Raw genomic sequence first — 17207 nt, forward strand, 5'->3', positions numbered from 1 at the left:
GAGCTGAGCTGCGACCCCTTGCACAGCTTCCGCCCAGGTCAGGCCGAAAGCGGATCGGCCTCTTCCGCCACCGCCGACGCCACGTCGGCGTACACGTCGAACAATCGGCGCACGCCCAGGGCGCCGAGGACGCGGTTGACGTGCGAGCCCTCGACCGCGCCCTGCGCCGGGAGTATCAGGCGCAGGGTGCCCTGGCAGGAGCGGATGAGGCGGCGGGCGGCGATGAGCACGCCGACGCCGCTGGAGTCGCAGAAGAAGACCTCGGAGAGGTCGAGGACGAGGCCGTGGCGGCCGTCGGCCACCACGTCGTGCACCCGCTGACGCAGCACGGGCGACGTCACCAGGTCCAGCTCGCCCGACACACGGAGCACGGTCCAGTCACCCTGCTCGCCGCCGTTCACATAGAACGCCACCACCATGCCCTTCGCTCGCCGGAGTCCCCCGCAAAACGGAAGCCGTTCCTACGCTTCCTTGCAGCGCGGCTGCCCAGCGGCCGTTCCCTGAAACACAGCGCAAGAAACGGGAACCGATCAGAAGAGGCTTGTTTTAATCGACTTCGATCCTGTTCGATCAGGTCTGATCGAAGGTCGCGCGGGTAGGCAGGCACAGAACGCAGGCTGCACACATTGCGACAAAGCGACGTGCACTGTCGTAGGTGCCGACTACATTCGAGGAGACGATGGACGCAGGCCGGGCCGACGAACAGGCAGGGGTGAGGGGGCCGTATGACGAAGAAGGACGCACCGCCCCGCTGGGACCGCAAGATGCAGCAGCGACTCGCACGCGGTGAGGCCGCCGCCCTCGGCGAGCTCTACGACCGGTTCGCCTCCCTCGTGCACGGCCTGGCGCACCGCGTCCTCGGCGACGAGCGCGCGGCCGACGGCATCACGCGTGACGTCTTCGCGCACGTGTGGGAACACCCCGAGGCGTACGACCCCAGGCAGGGCCCGCTGCGTTCCTGGGTCGCCACGCTGACCCACCGCCTCGCCGTGCAGCGGCTGCGCACCACCGAGACCGCCGCCCTGGCCCAGGGCTCCGGCGGCTCCGCCGAGGACCTGGAGCGCAAGGTGCGCCGCGCCTCGGTCGCCGCCCGCGCCGACTACATCGTCACGTCCATGCCCGCCCCGCTGCGCGCCGCCCTGGACCTGGCCTACTTCCAGCGCCGCGACTACCGCCAGACCGCCGCCGACCTCGGCGTCACCGAGGACGAGGCCCGCCGCCGGCTCCGCCTGGGCCTGCAGCTCCTGTCCACCGCCCACGACGCCGGCGCACCGCCCGGTCACGGGGGTGTCGTGTGAACGACGCAGGCAGCACGGACCGCTTCGACCCCGGGGGCTTCGACGGCGAGGACGACCCCGACGGCAGGAACGGCCCCGCAGGCAAGGGCGGCTTCGAGGACAAGAGCGACAAACACGACGAGCAGGACAAGGCCGAGCAACAGGAGGGGTACGGCATCCCGGGCGGACCCGTGAACGACGGCGACGACATGCCCCGGGACTCCGACCAGCCGCCCCGCATACCGCTGCCCCGCGCGTCCGTCGAGGACGGCGGACGACCGCTGCCCGCCCTGGAGGACCTCGGCGGGACGACGCAGCGGCCCGCCCCGCTGGTCCTGGAGCACCGCGTCCTGAAGTCGCTCCTCGGGGCATGGGCGCTCGCCGCCTGCTCGGCGGACGAGACGGCGGCCGTCGAGGAGCACCTGGGCGACTGCGGCTCCTGCGCCGAGGAGGCGCTGCGGCTGCGTGAGGCGGTCGGGCTGCTGCACCAGCCGGAGAGCCTCGACCTGGACCCGGGCCTGCGCACCCGCGTCCTGGACGGCTGCCTCGACCGGCGCCCGCCCCGCATCCCGGTGCCCGGATGGGCGGCTCCGTACGACGCGGAGGCCGCCCGGCTCGACGCGCTGCTGCAGGACATCGGGGACGCCGAGTGGCACAGGCCCGTGCGGCTGCGCTGGTTCGAGGCGGAGGGCCCGATGACCCGTCGTACGACGGTCGCCGGGGTCATCGCCCATCTGCTGTCGGTCGACGGACTGGTCGCGGTCGCCCTCGGCATGGACGACCCGCTCGGCGACGCGGCCGGGGCGGACCCCACCCCCAGGGCCCGCACCGAGGCGTACTGGCGCACCTCGCACTTCCCGCCGGGCCGTTCCGTCCGGACCCCCTGGCGCGAGCAGACCCACGACCTCGTCCGTACGGTGTCCTTCGTCAGCGACTCGGGACCGGCCCGGCCGGCCGTCTCCTACGGCGACTTCGAGCTGCCGCTGCGGGACGCGATGCTGGACCGGGCCTTCGAGTGCTGGGTGCACGCCGAGGACATCGCCGAGGCCGTCGACTACCCGTACGAGCCGCCCGCCCCACGCCATATGAACCGCATGATCGACCTCGCGGCGCGGGTCCTGCCGGACGTACTCGCGACCCGCCGCCGGGCCGGCCTGGCCTCGCCTCCCCACCACCGGCACCTGGTCCCGGCGGGCGAGCCGGGCCGCAGTCTGCGCCTGGAGATCGAAGGGATGGGCGGCGGCGAGTGGCTGATCCCCCTCGACTCCCCCGCGGCGGTCGGCTCCGCAGCGCACGAGGTGGCCCATGTGGCCCTGGACGGCGCAGAGTTCTGCCGCCTGGCAGCGGGGCATGTGCCTCCGGCGGAGGCGGCGGTGGGGCAGGTCGGTGACCGCGAGGCGATCAGGGATGTGCTGTTCGCTGCAGCTTCCTTGAGCCGGATGTAGGGGCGGTGCGGTTTCGTCGATGGCTGCGGGTGCGTGGGAGGTTCTCGCGCCCACGCGGCGGAGCCGCAAATCGATACAGCCCCGCGCCCCTTAGGGGCGCGGGGAACTGCGCGACCAGCCACAGACAACCCGCACCCGCCCGACGGCGGAAGCCCCCGAGCTGCTAGGCGAACACAACCGTCCGACGCCCGTTGAGCAGGATGCGCCGCTCGGCATGCCACTTCACGGCCCGCGCCAGCGCCTGGCACTCGACATCCCGCCCGATCGCGACGAGCTGATCCGGCGTGACGTCATGCCCCACCCGCTCCACCTCCTGCTCGATGATCGGTCCCTCGTCAAGATCCGCGGTGACGTAGTGCGCCGTCGCACCGATCAACTTCACACCCCTGGCGTGAGCCTGGTGATACGGCTTCGCACCCTTGAAGCTCGGCAGGAAGGAATGGTGGATATTGATGATCCGCCCGCTGAGCTGCTTGCACAGATCGTCGGAGAGGACCTGCATGTAGCGGGCGAGCACCACCAGCTCGACCCCCTCCTCGCGGACGATCTCCAGCAGCCGCGCCTCGGCCTCCGCCTTGGTGTCCTTCGTCACCGGAATGTGGTGGAAAGGAACGTTGTACGAGCCGACCAGCTCGGCGAACTCCGTGTGGTTGGAGACCACCGCCGCGATCTCCACCGGAAGCGCCCCGATCCGCGCCCGGAACAGCAGGTCGTTCAGGCAGTGCCCGAACTTGCTGACCATGAGGACGATGCGCATCTTCTCGTCGGCCCGGTTGATCTGCCATTCCATGTGGAAGGAGTCACCGATCGCCGCGAAGCTCGCCCGCAGCTTGTCCACCGTCACCGGCTCCTCGGCGGAGAAGTGGACGCGCATGAAGAACAGACCCGTGTCGTGGTCGCCGAACTGCTGGCTGTCCTCGATGTTGCAGCCGGTCATGAAGAGATAGCTCGACACGGCGTGCACGATGCCCCGCTTGTCGGGGCAGGAGAGCGTGAGGACGTACTGGTCGTCGAGCGCCGCGGCTCGGGTGGACTGCTCGTTCATGCAGGACAGGGTCCCATATACGGGCTCCGGACCGGACCGGAGTCCGCTACGCGGACCTGGTCATGATCCGCAGCACCTCGAGCGTGCGCGGCGGCGCGTCCGGGTCCTCCCCGTCGGCTGTCGCCATCCGCACATGCGCGTCCCGGGCCGCCTTGACGGCATCCGGCCAGGCCTGGTTCTCCACGTACGCGGAGACGGGCGCGTCGGGACCGACCTGGTGCATGATCCGCAGCACCCGGAGCACGGCGGTGTCGACTAGGGCCGCCTCCTGGGAGTCCCGGAATATCGTGCCGACGTACTTCTCTGCGGACCAGTTGTCCAGCCAGGTGTCCTCGACCAGGCGGTACACGGCGTCGGTCACGTCCCCGTATCCGTCGACGCCGGCCAGCCAGACGTTCTGCTGGAACGCCGGGTCGGAGAGCATGTGCAGCGCGGAGCGCACATTGCTGCGCCAGCGCCACCACGGCATGTCGTTCAGTGGCATGCCGCCCATGGTGGAGGAGCGACGGCCGCGACGGGAAGAGTTCTCCGAACCTTGCACGGTCATCGATCGTACGTTCTCCCGCTCGGGCGTCCCACCGACCCCCGTAATTCACCTTGGTGTCACCGGTTGATAACCGAAGGTCACCCCCGGGTTGGCGATGTGGCGGAAGCGTGTGTGCCCATGACCGGCAGGCGACGCAATCGCAGCACCTTCCTCCCCACACGCACCCGGCCTCTCAGAGCCACCGCTCTCTCGGCGGGGGCGCTGGTCGCCTGTGCCTCGCTCGCCGCCGGTTGCGGGGTCATCCCTGGTACCACGGGGGGTGCCGGGGACGCCCCGATCACCGTCATGACCTGGGCCCCTTCGGACACCAGCGCGACCAACAAGCCCGGGATGCCGGCCTTCGCGCAGGCCTACGCCCGCTGGATCAACGCCCAGGGCGGCATCAACGGCCACAAGCTGAACGTCCTGACCTGCAACGAGCACAACGACAGCGTGGCCGCCGCCAAGTGCGCCCGCCTCGCCGTCAAGGAGAACGTCGTCGCGGTCGTCGGCTCCTACAGCCAGTACGGCGACTCGTACCTCCCCGAGCTGGAGGGCGCCGGCATCCCCTACATCGGCGGCTACGGCGTCACGACCGCCGAGTTCACCAGCCCCATGTCCTACCCGGTCAACGGCGGCCAGCCCGCCCTGCTGGCCGGCCTCGGCAGGGAACTCGCCGGCGGCTGCGGCCCGGTGGCGCTCATACGGCCCGACAGCATCGCGGGCGACGAACTGCCCGCCATGCTCGACTCCGGTCTGAAGGCGGGCGGGCACCGCCCCGCGATCGACCAGCGGGCGGCGGACGACACCACCGAGTACTCGGGGCCCTCGCAGCAGGCCCTGACGGCCACGACCGGCAACCGGGCCAAGCAGGGGTGTGTGATCCCCGCGCTCGGGGACCGCACCGACACCTTCATGGACTCCTTCCGGCGCGACCGCGAGGCCTACCCCGCGGTGAAGACCGCCGCCACGCTCGACAGCGTCGACCAGACGGTGATCAACGAGTCCGGCGGGCAGTCGGGGCCGTACGAGGGGTCGTACGTCACCGGCTGGTACCCGGTGTCGAGCGATCCGCGCTGGGACGCCATGAAGAAGGTGATCCAGGAGCAGGCCTTCGGCGACAACCGCATCGACGCCTCGGACACCGGGGTGCAGACGACATGGATCGCGTACACGGTGTTCAGGTCCGTCGTCGCGTCGCTGGGCAGCGGCGACGTGTCCGCCGACACGGTGCGCAAGGCCCTCGACGACGGGCTGAAGGTCGACACCGGCGGACTGACTCCGACGCTGCAGTGGTCCTCCGAGGGCCCGCTGGCCACCATCGGATTCTCCCGCATGGTCAACGCCGACGTGACGCTCCAGGTCGTACGCCAGGGTCAACTCGTGGCGGCGAACAAGGGGTTCGTGGACGTGACGAGGACGCTGCAGAGCGCGGACGTGAACTGAGGCTCACGGCCGCGCTCTCACGTCACAGCTGGGTCGGCTGGCGCTGGGTCAGGCCGTACGTCCTGGCGATGCCGTTCCACAGCTGGGCCGCCTTGACCTTCTGCTGGCTGGCGGTGCCGCTCTCGCGGTTGCCGGCCGCGGTCTGGCCGGTGGGGCGGGCCTGGCCCCTCTTGCAGCCCTTCTTGCCGCCGACCTGGTCGGCCCAGGCCGCGTAGTGGTTGTCGGCCGCCGCGGACGCCTGCCAGGCCCTGGTGAGCGCGGCGGTCAGCGCGGCGTGGTTCGGGAGCCTGTCGACGGACAGGCCGGACAGCCGGGTGACCAGCTCGGCGCGCTGCTTGGCCGCGTCGCGCAGGTCGGAGGCGGCCTGGCCGAGGTCCTTGCACCCCTTCACACTGTCCACCGCCCGGATCACCGAGGCCCGGCTGCCACCGCTGTCGGCGAGCAGCTTGTCCAGGGCGACGGCCTGCTGCTTCGCCGGATCGCCGGCCGACGAGGCGGAGCCGTCGGTCGCCGGGGCCGTGGCGGACACGGTCTGGTTCTTGTCCTTGCCGCCGCCCCCGCCCCCGCCGTTGAGCAGCGCGCCGGCGCCGACGCCGAGCACGACGATGCCGACACCGATCGCGGCGATGAGCGGCACCCGCGACCTTCCCCCGCGCCCGCCGCCGTCACCGGGCGGCGGGTACGCGGCCTGCGGGGGCGGCTGCTGGAAGCGCGGCATCTGCTGCGTGGCCTGAGCGGGGCTCTCGGCACCGGGCCCGCTGCGGAACAGGTTGTCGAACTCGGCAGGCGGCTGCCGGTCCCCGCCCTGCGGCATGCCGTACGGCGCCTGCCCGGTCACGGGCGGTATGTACTGGGTGGCCTGTGAGTCGGGCCCGGCCGCATGCGGCGCCTGCCCGAGGAACTGCGTCGCCTCGGAGACCGATCCGCCCCCACCCACCTCGGGCGGCAACGCCCCCGGCGCAACGGGCGGAATGTACTGCGTCGCCCCGTCAGCACTGGAAGCAGCGGCAACGGGCGGTATGTACTGGGTGGCCCCCTCGTCCACAGCGGGCGGCAGCGGAGCACCACCGGGGGCGGCGTGAGAGCCGTAGCCGCCGGGGTCGGCGGGAGGCAGCGGCGCAGCCGGCGCCCCGTGCGCAGCGGGCGGCAGGGGTGCGTTCGCCGGGGGCTGCGGTATCGCGGGCTGCCCGCCGTACGGCGGGGCCGGGGTGCCCTCGGGAGGCAGCGGCCCGGACGCGGGCGCACCCCACTGGTCCGGGGGCGGCGACTGCTGCTGGTCGGGTGCCCCCCACGCCGGGGCCGGCGGGGTGGGCCAGCCCTGGCCCGGCGGCGGGGTCGGGCTCTGCTGCTGGTCGGGGCCCCACGGCGTGCCCCAGGCCTGACCGCCGGGCGGGGCGGGGGCCTGCGGGCCGCCGTACGGTCCGCTCTGCTGGCCGCCGTACGGGCCTGACTGCTGAGCGCCGTAGGAGCCCGCCTGCGGGCCGTTGTACGGGCCTGCCTGCTGCCCGGCGGAGTCACCGGGAGGCGGTCCGCCGTAGGGGCCGGGCTGCGGGCCGGTCGGGGCCTGGGCGCCCAGCATGCCCGGCAGCAGGGGCTCGCCGCCGTCGGAGGGCAGCACGATGCCTTCGCGCGCTTCGCGCGGCGAGGGCTCCTCGCCCTGTCCACTCTGCGTCACCGGGACTCCTACGAATGGGGGACCTTCGGAATCGTCGGCTCACGCTACCGGGTCCCCCGAGCCGGGTGCCACGCAGCTCAGGGCGCAACCTCCTTCCCTGTGACAGCAGTAACAAAACCGCTCTACAGACCGCTGTATCTGTCACCCGCTCCGGCCGGCCCCGTACGGACACCGGCCGTTCCCCGCAGGTTCACGCAGCCGCCTGCAGGTCAAGACGGGCTCCGAACTCCCGCACCACCGGCTCGTCCCGGTACGGCTCCAGCCGCTGCTGGAAGTCCTCCAGGTACTCGGCGCCCCGGTTGGAGCGCAGGGACTCCAGGAGCTCCACGGCCTTGAGCCCGGTGTTGCAGGCCTGCTCGATCTCACGCTGCTGCACCTGCGCGGTGGCCAGCAGCACATACCCGATGGCCCGCCTGCGCGCCTTGGTCTCGGGGAGCCCTGCCAGGGACTCCTGCGCGCGCCGCGCCGCCGCCTCGGCCTGCCCGAGATCCCGGTGGCAGTGCGCCAACTCGTCGGCCAGATACGCCTCGTCGAAGTGCGTGATCCACGCCGGGTCGTCCCCGGAGGCGGAATCGGCGGACTCCAGCGCCGTGACCGCCCGCCCGGACGCCACCTGGGCCGCCCGCGCATCGCCCATCAACGCATGCCCGCGCGCCTCCGCCGCGTAGAACATCGCCTCTGCGCGCGGTGTCACGCGCCCCCGCGCCCCCTCCTGCGCCGCCCGCGCCAACTGCGCGATCTCACGCGGGTTTCCGAGCTGCGCGGCGAGGTGGCTCATGGAGGCGGCGAGGACATACCCGCCGTAGCCGCGGTCCCCGGCGGCCTGCGCGAGCCGCAGCGCCTGGATGTAGTAGCGCTGGGCCAGGCCCGGCTGCCCGGTGTCGACGGCCATGTATCCGGCGAGCTCGGTCAGCCGGGCCACCGCGGCGAACAGATCACGGCCGACGGTCTCCCGGTACGACCCCGCCAGCAGCCCCGAGACGACGCTGTTGAGGTAGTGCACGACGACCGGGCGCACATGCCCGCTGCCGTACTGGTGGTCCAGGTCCACCAGCGCCTGCGTCATCGCACGCACGGCCGCCACGTCGGACTGCCCCACCCGCGGCCCCGCCGAGCGCGACACCTGCGAGTCGGGCGAGGAGATCAGCCAGTCCCGGCTCGGCTCGACCAGCGCGGACGCGGCGACGGACGAACCGGACAGGAAGTCCCGGCGCCCCACGTCACTGCGCCACAGCTCGCAGACCTGCTCGATGGCCCCCAGTACCGTCGGCGAGAACTGGAGACCCACGCCCGAGGCGAGGTTCTTGCCGTTGGCCATGCCGATCTCGTCGATCGTGACCGTACGGCCGAGCTTGCGGCCCAGCGCCTCCGCGATGATCGCCGGGGCGCGCCCGCGCGGCTGCTGCCCCCGCAGCCAGCGGGCCACGGACGTCTTGTCGTAGCGCAGGTCGAGGCCGTGCTCGGCGCCGCACATGTTGACCCGGCGGGCGAGCCCGGCGTTCGAGCACCCCGCCTCCTGGATGAGCGCCTGCAACCGTTCGTTCGGCTGTCGCGCGACGAGAGGCCTTGCGGCCATGGCGTACCCCCTGGGAACAACCCCTGAAGCGAAAAGATCCGGCCGTGAAGATCAATGCCCCGCCGACAGACGTAAAATGCGAGGCTTGCGCGGATTGCCGGGGTAAAGGCTGATGCCGACCCCACCGGTGGCTACCCAGCTCACGCCGAGGTTCCTCCCGCGCGCCCCCACACGTGCATCCATGCGCCCCAGATACGGAATCAATGCTCCTCCCCCGCGCGCGCTACCCCCGTAACTCGAGGTAGGTACGGGAGTTGAGTTCTCCGTGGAAGAGACGATCGCCGGCCCCGAAGCCGCTCAGATTCCGAAGCAGCGTGGGGAATCGCTGCAGGAGACCGCTGTCCGCTACGCCGAGGAGCGCCACTGGGACGTCTTCCCCGGCACCTGGCTGGAAGCCGTCGACGGGGTGTGGCACTGCTCCTGCGGCGACCCCGCGTGCGCCGCGCGCGGCGCACATCCGGCGGACGACGACTGGGAGGCGCTGGCGACGGGCAGTGCGACCGTCGCCCGCCGGATGTGGCAGAAGCATCCGACGGCGTCGATCCTGCTGCCGACGGGGCGTACGTTCGACGCGATCGAGGTCGCCGAAACCGCGGGGTTCCTCGCGCTTGCGCGCATGGAGCGCATGGAGTTGACCCTCGGTCCCGTGACGTTGACGCCGGATCGTCGGATGCACTTCTTCGTGCTGCCCGGGGCGGCGGTGAAGATGCCCGAACTGGTGCGGAAGCTGGGCTGGTCGCCCTCCTCTTTGGATCTCGTTGCGCTCGGGGAGGGGGCGTACGTGGCTGCGCCGCCCACGCGGTACGGGTCGCGGGGGGCCGTTCAGTGGGCCTGCCGGCCCACGCCCGCCAATCGGTGGCTGCCGGATGCGGAGGAACTGATTTCGCCGCTTGCCTATGCGTGTGGGCGGGATCGGTAGGTTCGCGACAGCGGGTTGTGTGTGGTTGCTCGCGCCCCGCGGCGAAGCCGCATATCAGCACAGTCCCGCGCCCCTATGGGGCGCTGTACCACCGTAGGGTTCTTGCATGACGTCGGGAGCAGTGGCGAGTTCAGCGGCCGTACGGGTTCAGGGACTGTGGAAGCGGTTCGGGCAGCAAGTTGCCGTTGCCGGGATTGATCTGGAACTGCCCGCCGGGAAGTTCATCGGGCTCGTGGGGCCGAACGGGGCCGGGAAGACCACGACCCTCTCCATGGTGACCGGGCTGCTGCGGCCCGATCAGGGGAGTGTCGAGGTCGTCGGGCACGACGTGTGGCGGGATCCGGTGGCGGTGAAGGCGCGGATCGGGGTGCTGCCGGAGGGGCTGCGGCTCTTCGAGCGGCTGTCGGGGCGTGAACTGCTCGGGTACAGCGGACGATTGCGCGGACTGCCCGGGGCGGAGGTCGACAAGCGGGCCACGCAGCTTCTCGACGTGCTCGACCTGGCCGGCGCCCAGCACAAGCTCGTCGTCGACTACTCGACCGGTATGCGCAAGAAGATCGGCCTTGCGGCCGCGCTGCTCCACAACCCCGAAGTGCTCTTCCTCGACGAGCCGTTCGAGGGCGTCGACCCGGTGTCGGCGCAGACCATCCGCGGCGTCCTGGAGCGGTACACGGCGTCGGGCGCCACCGTCGTCTTCTCCTCCCATGTCATGGAACTCGTCGAGTCGCTGTGCGACTGGGTGGCCGTGATGGCCGCCGGCCGTATCCGCGCGCACGGCACGCTCGCCGAAGTGCGCGGGGAGGCGGCTTCGCTGCAGCAGGCCTTCCTCGAACTCGTCGGCGCGGGCGGCCGCGACACGGGATCGAACCTGGACTGGCTGGGCGGCGGCGCACGATGACGGGCGAAGCAGGCCTCACTCCCGTCTTCGTACGGCTCAAGCTGTCGCTGCTGCGCAACGGGCTCAGGCAGTCCGGCGGACGGCGGGCCGCCTATGTCGTCTCGGCCGTCGTCGTGGTGCTGTTCGGGGCGCTGCAGCTGCTCGGCCTGATCGCGCTGCACGGGAACACACACACCCTGCCCGTGGTCGCGCTGCTGGTGGCCGTACTGGCGCTGGGCTGGGCGGTGATGCCGCTGTTCTTCCCCAGCGGAGACGAGACGCTCGACCCGACGCGGCTTGTGATGCTGCCGCTGCGGCCCCGGCCGCTGGTGCGGGCGCTGCTCGCGGCCTCCCTGGTGGGCATCGGGCCGCTGTTCACGCTGCTTCTGCTGACCGGGTCGGTGATCGCGGTCGCGCACGGCGGGGCGGCCTACGCCGTCGGCGTCGTCGCCGTCGCCCTCGTGCTGCTGGTGTGCGTGGCCCTGGCGCGGGCCGTCGCCGCCGCCAACATCCGCCTGCTGACCAGCCGCAAGGGCCGCGACCTGGCGGTGCTGAGCGGCCTGGTCATCGCGGTCGGAGCGCAGCTGGTCAACTTCGGGGCGCAGCACCTGGGTTCCTCCGGGCTCTCACAGCTCGACCCGGTGGCGGACGTCCTGAAGTGGGTGCCGCCCGCGTCGGCCATCGGTGCGGTGCACTCGGTGAGCAACGGCTCCTACGGCATCGCCGCCCTCCAACTGTTCCTGAGCGTGGCCGCGCTGATGCTGCTGCTCGCCGTGTGGTCCCGCCATCTGACCCGGCTGATGACCTCGCCCGACGGCTCCACCCTCCAGGCCGCCGAACCCGCCGCCCGCGAACGGACCACCGGCGGCCTCACCCGCCTCCTGCCCCCTGGCCGCACCGGCACGGTCATGGAACGCAGCCTGCGCTACATCTGGCGCGACCCCAAGACCAAGGCGGCCTGGGTGACCTCGCTCGCCATCGGCCTGATCGTGCCCGTGTTCAACGCCCTTCAGGGCACCGGCTCGATCTACTTCGCGTGCTTCGCCGCGGGGATGCTCGGCATCCAGATGTACAACCAGTTCGGGCAGGACACCTCCGCGTTCTGGATGGTCGCCACGACCATCTCCTCCACCCACGACGCCTATGTCGAGCTGCGCGGCCGGGCGCTCGCCCTGCTGGTGATCACCCTGCCGTACGCCACCCTCGTGACCGTCCTGACCACCGCGATGCTCGGCGACTGGCCCCGCCTGCCCGAGGTGCTCGGCCTGTCCCTCGCACTGCTCGGCGCCATGCTGGCGACCGGCGCATGGACATCCGCCCGTTTCCCGTACTCCATCCCCCAGGAGGGCTACAAGAACGTGGCCCCCGGCCAGGCCGGCCTCGCCTGGATCTCCATCTTCGGCGGCATGGTCTCCGCAGCCCTGCTGTCCGCCCCCGTCATCGTCGCCACGATCTGGTCCAACGTCGCCAGGGACGGCGACCAGTGGGGCTGGCTACTGCTGCCGGTCGGCGCGGCGTACGGGGCGGGCATCACCCTGGCAGGCCTACGCCTGGCAGCCCCACGAACGGCGGCCCGCCTCCCGGAAATCCTGACGGCGGTGAGCAAGGGCTGACGGTACGTCCCTGCCGCCGGAGTGCCCCGTCAGGGGCGCGGGGCTGTGTCGATTTGCGGCTCCGCCGCGTGGGCGCGACAAGCCCCCACCGACCAGCACCCGCCAAACAACAGAACCCGCCGAGCTATCAGGCGCCCCGCCCAGCCTCACGCAGTGAACACCGCGTCGAGGAACGGCTCGACGACCGCCCGCCAAGCCACCGGCTGGTCATAGTGCACAAGATGCCCCGCATCAGCCACCTCCGCATACTCACCAAGAGGCAACACCCGAACCATCTCCTGGGCCTCGGCCCGCCCCAACTCCCCGTCGAGCCCGCGCACGACAAGTGCCGGACACTGCACCTGCGCAAGCTCCTCCCAGTGCGCGTCGTACACCCAGGTCTCCCGGGAGCGCAGCATCTGCTCGTAGTCGAAGACGGGCCGCCAGCCGTCGGGCGACTCGTGCATCACCTCGACGTAGAACTCCCCCCGCGCCGGATTCGGCCGCTCCACCCACGGGTCGTCCTCGCCGAACCACTTGCGTACGTCGGCGAGCGTGGCGAAGGGGACGGGCCAGGCCTTGAACCAGTCGGCCCACTCCCGCTGCGTGGCGACACCCAGTGCGGAGGCCCGCATGTCGCAGATGACCAAACCTCGAATCAGTTCGGGGCGCTTGGCGGCGAGCTGCCAGGCCGTCAGCGCGCCCATGGCATGGCCGATGAGGACCGCCGGGGCGAGGCCCAGCTGCTCGAGCGCGGCCTCGGCGTCCTCGACGTACGCCTCACGGGTGAAGGAGGCCTGCGGGGGCTTGTCGCTCTGGCCGTGGCCACGCTGGTCGAGTGCTACGGCACGGTGCCGCCCGGACAGCCAGCGGGCGGTGGACGCCCAGTGCGAGGCGCGGCCCATCAGGCCGTGCAGTAACAGCACCCCCGGGGTGTCCTCGGGCACGGGTTGCGCCGGGTCGGTCTTGGGAGGGTCGCCGAACTCCCAGGCCGCGAGGCGTACGCCGCCCGCACCCGTCACGTCGATGCGTCGCGCCATGGTCCTGGCACCCCCCTAGCTCCGCTCGGACCGCTCGCTCCCACTCGAGCCCGCCGGTCCTGTGAACCGTGTCCTGCCGTGCCGTGCAGCTGCCTGTTCGTGTGAGCTCAGTTTCTTGTGCGCTCAGTTTCTTGTGCGCTCAGTGCTGGTGCGCTCACTCCTGAAGCGCACATTCCGCGTGACCTGTCACCGAAGGCTATCGAATGGGTATTCGAAAATACTGTGTCCGCGGGCAACACCCCTCGTACGAGTGACCTCGCCCGAGGAATGATCGCCGCCGCCGAGGGGAGATCTTCAGCGGGAGGCGGACCGCTCGGGGAAAACGGTCCGAAGGGGATGACCCTGAGAGCTCGGGGCTCCGGGTCAGCACAGGGGAGGACAGGCCCCGGCGCCACACGGCGCCGGGGCCCTCCACACGTCTGCGGCACATCCTCCCGGCCCCCTCAGTCATATGCCCCACGCGACAGCCTCGCACGCGAAACGTCCGAGCGCTGCGAATTCGACGCACCGGATCCAGACGGCCGAAGAGATCGACGACAAGCCCGCAGGACTCCCCAAACCGCCCCGGAACAACGGAAGTTGACGGCGTCAGCGCTTGGCGACGAACACATGGGAGGCGACATCCGCCTCCAGCTCGGCCGCCTCACCGCCACTGCCCACCAGCACACCACCCGCCGACTCCGTCACGCTCACCACCGAACCGGGCTGCACACCTGCCCGCCGCAGCGTGTACATCAGCTGCGCATCCGTCTGGATCGGCTCACCGATACGGCGCACCACGACCGTCTTGCCGTCGGCGCCCGGGTCGAGGTCCGCCAGCGACACCATGCCCTCGTCCAGGAACGGATCCGCGCCGTCCTTCTCGCCCAGCTCCTCAAGACCCGGGATCGGGTTGCCGTACGGCGACTCGGTCGGGTGCCGCAGCAGCTCCAGCACACGCCGCTCCACGGCCTCGCTCATCACGTGCTCCCAGCGACACGCCTCCGCGTGCACCTGCTCCCACTCCAGGCCGATCACGTCGACCAGCAGACACTCGGCGAGCCGGTGCTTGCGCATCACGCGCGTGGCGAGCCGACGGCCCTCGTCCGTCAGCTCCAGATGGCGGTCCGTCGCGACGGACACGAGACCGTCCCGCTCCATCCGCGCCACCGTCTGGCTCACGGTCGGCCCGCTCTGGTCCAGTCGCTCGGCGATCCGGGCTCGCATGGGGACCACACCTTCCTCCTCCAGCTCGAGGATGGTGCGGAGATACATCTCCGTGGTGTCGATCAGTCCGGACATACGTGCCCCTCGATGAGATCTGCCGGAAGCACGACAGCTTCCCGGCGTGTGCGCTGGCCCTGGATTCAATTCTGACGCATACCACTGACAACCGTGCCTCGCCGCTGAAACCACGGCGTTACGACCGGGCACTCACCCCCCGTATTGACACGGCACTGGTCCAGACCGCACGGTGATCCGCGACACATCCGCGCCCGGACCCCCACCCCGCCCCGGAAGGACCCGCATGAGCGACGGCAAACTGGCCGACCAGTTCTTCGACGCCGCGATCGACCTCCTGCAAAGGGTCCGGGACGAGGAGGCACAGTCCATCACGGCGGCCGGCACCCTGCTCGCCGACACCGTCACGGACGGCGGCCGCCTCTTCGCCTTCGGCGCCGGCCACTCCTCCCTCGCCGCCCAGGACGTCGTCTACCGCGCGGGCGGCCTCGCCCTGATGAACCTGCTCGCCGTACCGGGCGTCGTCGGCGTCGACGTGATGCCGGCCACCCTGGGCTCCGCCCTGGAGCGCGTCGACGGCCTCGCGACCGCCGTCCTCGACTCCTCGCCGCTCCGCTCCGGGGACGCCCTGGTGATCATCTCCCTCTCCGGCCGCAACGCCCTCCCCGTCGAAATGGCCCTGCACGCCCGCGCCCTCGGCGTGAAGGTCATCGGCGTGACCTCGGTGGCGTACGCGACCGAGACCCGGTCCCGCCACACCTCCGGCACCTATCTGCGCGACCACTGCGACATCGTGCTCGACTCCAAGATCCCCATCGGCGACGCCGCCCTCACCCTCGACACCATCCCGGCCCCCTTCGCCCCGGCCTCGACGGTCGTCACCAGCGCGATCCTCCAGGCCGTCATGGCCACGGCAGCGGGCGCACTCGCCGAGCGGGGCATCGAGCCACCCCTGCTGAGGTCCGGGAACGTGGACGGCGGCCACGAATGGAACGCCCGCGTGATGCAGGAGTACGGAGACCGAATCTTCTACCAGCAGTAGGCGCCGAGACACCCCAGCTGCGGGCAGTCGCGCCCCTGGGGCGGCTCACGCCCGCTATCCCCGCCCCACAACCCCCGCCAGATCCAACGCCGCAGCAATCCGAACGGCGACATCCTCCGCGTACACCGCATCCGCCCGCTCGAACTGACTCCGCCCACTCCCCCGCAGAAACGTCACGACCCCGAACGTCCGCCCCCGACTCCGCAGCACCGCACACAACGCGTGCACCGCGTCCGCCGGCCACTGCCGAGCCAGCGCCCACTCACGCGCCTGCTCCGCCGACACCGCCCCCACGCTCGCCCGCACGGACCCCGCCCGCTCCACGCACTGCAACGCCGGATGCCCCTGCCCGTACCGCACCGGCAACCCCGCCTGCCCGGTCAGCAGACTCGGCCCCGGCGCCCCCGACGGCGTCGAGGCGACCCGCACCAGCCGCACGGGACCCTCCGCCGCCCCGTCGGCCACCGCACCGCCCGCCACCCGGTCGATCAGCGCATGGTCGGCGAACCCGGCGAGGGCAAAGTCCAGATGGACGGTCGCCGCCTCACCCGGGTTCTCGCACTCCGCGGCCGCCCGGGCCGCCCGGTGCAGCTGGTTGGTCCGGAACCGCAGCAGCGCCGCCTCCTGCTCGCCCTGCTTGCCCTCCGTCACGTCCTGGAAGAGCCACGCGACACCCAACGGCACCGGCTCCTCCGCAAGCGGCGACGCCAGCCGTACGAAGCCACAGCGCCAGCACCGCCGCTGATCGCCCTCCGGCGCGCGCACACTCACCCAGATCTCGGCCGGCGCCGGCGGCGCACCCTCCGCCAGCACATGCGTGAGCGCGCTCTCCAGCTCCTCCACACCCTGGGCGAGCAACTCCCCCAGCGGCCGCCCCAGCGCCGACGTACGCCCGATCCCGAGCGCCCTCGCCGCATGAGCATTCACCACCGCGGGCCGCAGATCGGCATCGACCAGCACGACACCCCAGCTCGCGTCCTCGAACAACGCCTCGCTCAGCGCGATCGACCGCTCCAGATCGATCTGCGCATGCACCTCGCTGAAGGCGCAGTACACCCCCGCGGGCTTACCGTCGGGCCCGCGCACCGCCGCGGACTGCGTCCGCACCAGCACCCGGCCGCCGTCCTTCGTCAGCAGCGCGAACTCGTGCACCTGCCGCCCCGGGGCCTCCATGGCGGACAGCAGCCGCCCCTCGACCTCCTCGGCATCCGCAGGGCGCACCGCCCACCCCGCGAACCCGTGCCGGCCCACCGCCTCGGCCGCGGTCCACCCCAGAATCCGCTCGGCCTCACGATTCCAATGGGTTACGACCCCGCCCGCGTCGAAGGCACACAGCGCCGCATCCATCCCGTCGAGCAGCGCGGCCAGCAGATCGGAGCCGTCAGGACCCACCGGACCCACCCGCTCGGGCTCGTCCGGCCCCAGCTCGTCGGTGGTCCCACTACGCCGGGAAGCACTCACCTGGACCCCCTGCCAAGCTGCGTCCGCACGTACGGCGCGTCGGTTCGCTCACTCGCAATCATCTA

The 17207-nt window shown here is 71.5% G+C and carries 15 protein-coding genes; 7 read left to right on the plus strand and 8 right to left on the minus strand.

The genetic code is table 11. The annotated features are described in order from the left end of the window. Positions 1–38: 38 nt before the first annotated feature. Positions 39–419 carry an STAS domain-containing protein gene (locus AB0N07_RS18510; protein WP_365836184.1) on the minus strand — a complete coding sequence of 127 codons (381 nt, stop codon included), beginning with the start codon at positions 417–419 and terminating at the stop codon, positions 39–41. A 306-nt stretch (positions 420–725) separates the two neighbouring features. On the opposite strand from AB0N07_RS18510, the gene AB0N07_RS18515 reads away from it, so the two are divergent. Together AB0N07_RS18515 and AB0N07_RS18520 are read left to right on the plus strand one after the other, a co-directional pair. Next, a complete protein-coding gene (locus AB0N07_RS18515) occupies positions 726–1298 on the plus strand; it encodes a sigma-70 family RNA polymerase sigma factor (protein ID WP_365836186.1) in 573 nt (190 codons plus the stop codon). Positions 1299–1486: 188 nt separating this feature from the next. Continuing rightward, on the plus strand, positions 1487–2722 hold the full coding sequence (locus AB0N07_RS18520; protein ID WP_365836289.1) for a maleylpyruvate isomerase N-terminal domain-containing protein: 1236 nt from the start codon (positions 1487–1489) through the stop codon (positions 2720–2722). A gap of 163 nt (positions 2723–2885) precedes the next feature. Here the strand turns inward: AB0N07_RS18520 and purU are convergent, their stop codons facing one another. Together purU and AB0N07_RS18530 are read right to left on the minus strand one after the other, a co-directional pair. Further along, on the minus strand, positions 2886–3767 hold the full coding sequence (gene purU, locus AB0N07_RS18525; protein WP_365836188.1) for a formyltetrahydrofolate deformylase: 882 nt from the start codon (positions 3765–3767) through the stop codon (positions 2886–2888). A gap of 46 nt (positions 3768–3813) precedes the next feature. After that, positions 3814–4314, minus strand: a complete 501-nt coding sequence (locus tag AB0N07_RS18530) for a hypothetical protein (RefSeq protein ID WP_365836190.1) — start codon at positions 4312–4314, stop codon at positions 3814–3816. A gap of 117 nt (positions 4315–4431) precedes the next feature. Here AB0N07_RS18530 and AB0N07_RS18535 point away from each other — a divergent pair, with 117 nt between their 5' ends. Further along, entirely contained in the window at positions 4432–5739 is a 1308-nt protein-coding gene (locus AB0N07_RS18535; RefSeq protein WP_365836192.1) for an ABC transporter substrate-binding protein, read from the plus strand. 22 nt (positions 5740–5761) lie between these two features. On the opposite strand, the gene AB0N07_RS18540 is transcribed toward AB0N07_RS18535, so the two are convergent. Together AB0N07_RS18540 and AB0N07_RS18545 are read right to left on the minus strand one after the other, a co-directional pair. Continuing rightward, positions 5762–7414 (minus strand): hypothetical protein, encoded by a 1653-nt coding sequence (locus tag AB0N07_RS18540; protein ID WP_365836194.1) that lies wholly within the window; start codon positions 7412–7414, stop codon positions 5762–5764. Between the two features lie 190 nt (positions 7415–7604). Beyond that, positions 7605–8990 (minus strand): transcriptional regulator, encoded by a 1386-nt coding sequence (locus AB0N07_RS18545; protein WP_365836196.1) that lies wholly within the window; start codon positions 8988–8990, stop codon positions 7605–7607. Between the two features lie 265 nt (positions 8991–9255). On the opposite strand from AB0N07_RS18545, the gene AB0N07_RS18550 reads away from it, so the two are divergent. The 3 genes from AB0N07_RS18550 to AB0N07_RS18560 all read left to right on the plus strand — a co-directional run bounded on the left by AB0N07_RS18550 (position 9256) and on the right by AB0N07_RS18560 (position 12399). Next, on the plus strand, positions 9256–9909 hold the full coding sequence (locus AB0N07_RS18550) for a bifunctional DNA primase/polymerase (protein ID WP_344399693.1): 654 nt from the start codon (positions 9256–9258) through the stop codon (positions 9907–9909). Positions 9910–10015: 106 nt separating this feature from the next. Beyond that, positions 10016–10807 carry an ABC transporter ATP-binding protein gene (locus AB0N07_RS18555; RefSeq protein ID WP_365836198.1) on the plus strand — a complete coding sequence of 264 codons (792 nt, stop codon included), beginning with the start codon at positions 10016–10018 and terminating at the stop codon, positions 10805–10807. Then, positions 10804–12399, plus strand: a complete 1596-nt coding sequence (locus tag AB0N07_RS18560) for a transporter (protein WP_365836200.1) — start codon at positions 10804–10806, stop codon at positions 12397–12399. The genes AB0N07_RS18555 and AB0N07_RS18560 overlap by 4 nt, the downstream gene beginning before the upstream one ends. A gap of 146 nt (positions 12400–12545) precedes the next feature. Here the strand turns inward: AB0N07_RS18560 and AB0N07_RS18565 are convergent, their stop codons facing one another. After that, a complete protein-coding gene (locus AB0N07_RS18565) occupies positions 12546–13418 on the minus strand; it encodes an alpha/beta hydrolase (protein WP_365836202.1) in 873 nt (290 codons plus the stop codon). A gap of 588 nt (positions 13419–14006) precedes the next feature. Next, on the minus strand, positions 14007–14699 hold the full coding sequence (locus AB0N07_RS18570) for a metal-dependent transcriptional regulator (protein WP_030941023.1): 693 nt from the start codon (positions 14697–14699) through the stop codon (positions 14007–14009). A gap of 226 nt (positions 14700–14925) precedes the next feature. Here AB0N07_RS18570 and AB0N07_RS18575 point away from each other — a divergent pair, with 226 nt between their 5' ends. Further along, the gene (locus AB0N07_RS18575; protein ID WP_365836204.1) at positions 14926–15681 is read left to right on the plus strand and encodes an SIS domain-containing protein; all 756 of its coding nucleotides are present in this window, start codon (positions 14926–14928) and stop codon (positions 15679–15681) included. A 54-nt stretch (positions 15682–15735) separates the two neighbouring features. Here the strand turns inward: AB0N07_RS18575 and AB0N07_RS18580 are convergent, their stop codons facing one another. Continuing rightward, a complete protein-coding gene (locus AB0N07_RS18580) occupies positions 15736–17142 on the minus strand; it encodes a PAS domain-containing protein (protein ID WP_365836206.1) in 1407 nt (468 codons plus the stop codon). Positions 17143–17207 lie beyond the last annotated feature (65 nt).

Origin of the sequence: Streptomyces sp. NPDC051172, from assembly GCF_040682555.1 — a bacterium.
Classification (GTDB): domain Bacteria; phylum Actinomycetota; class Actinomycetes; order Streptomycetales; family Streptomycetaceae; genus Streptomyces.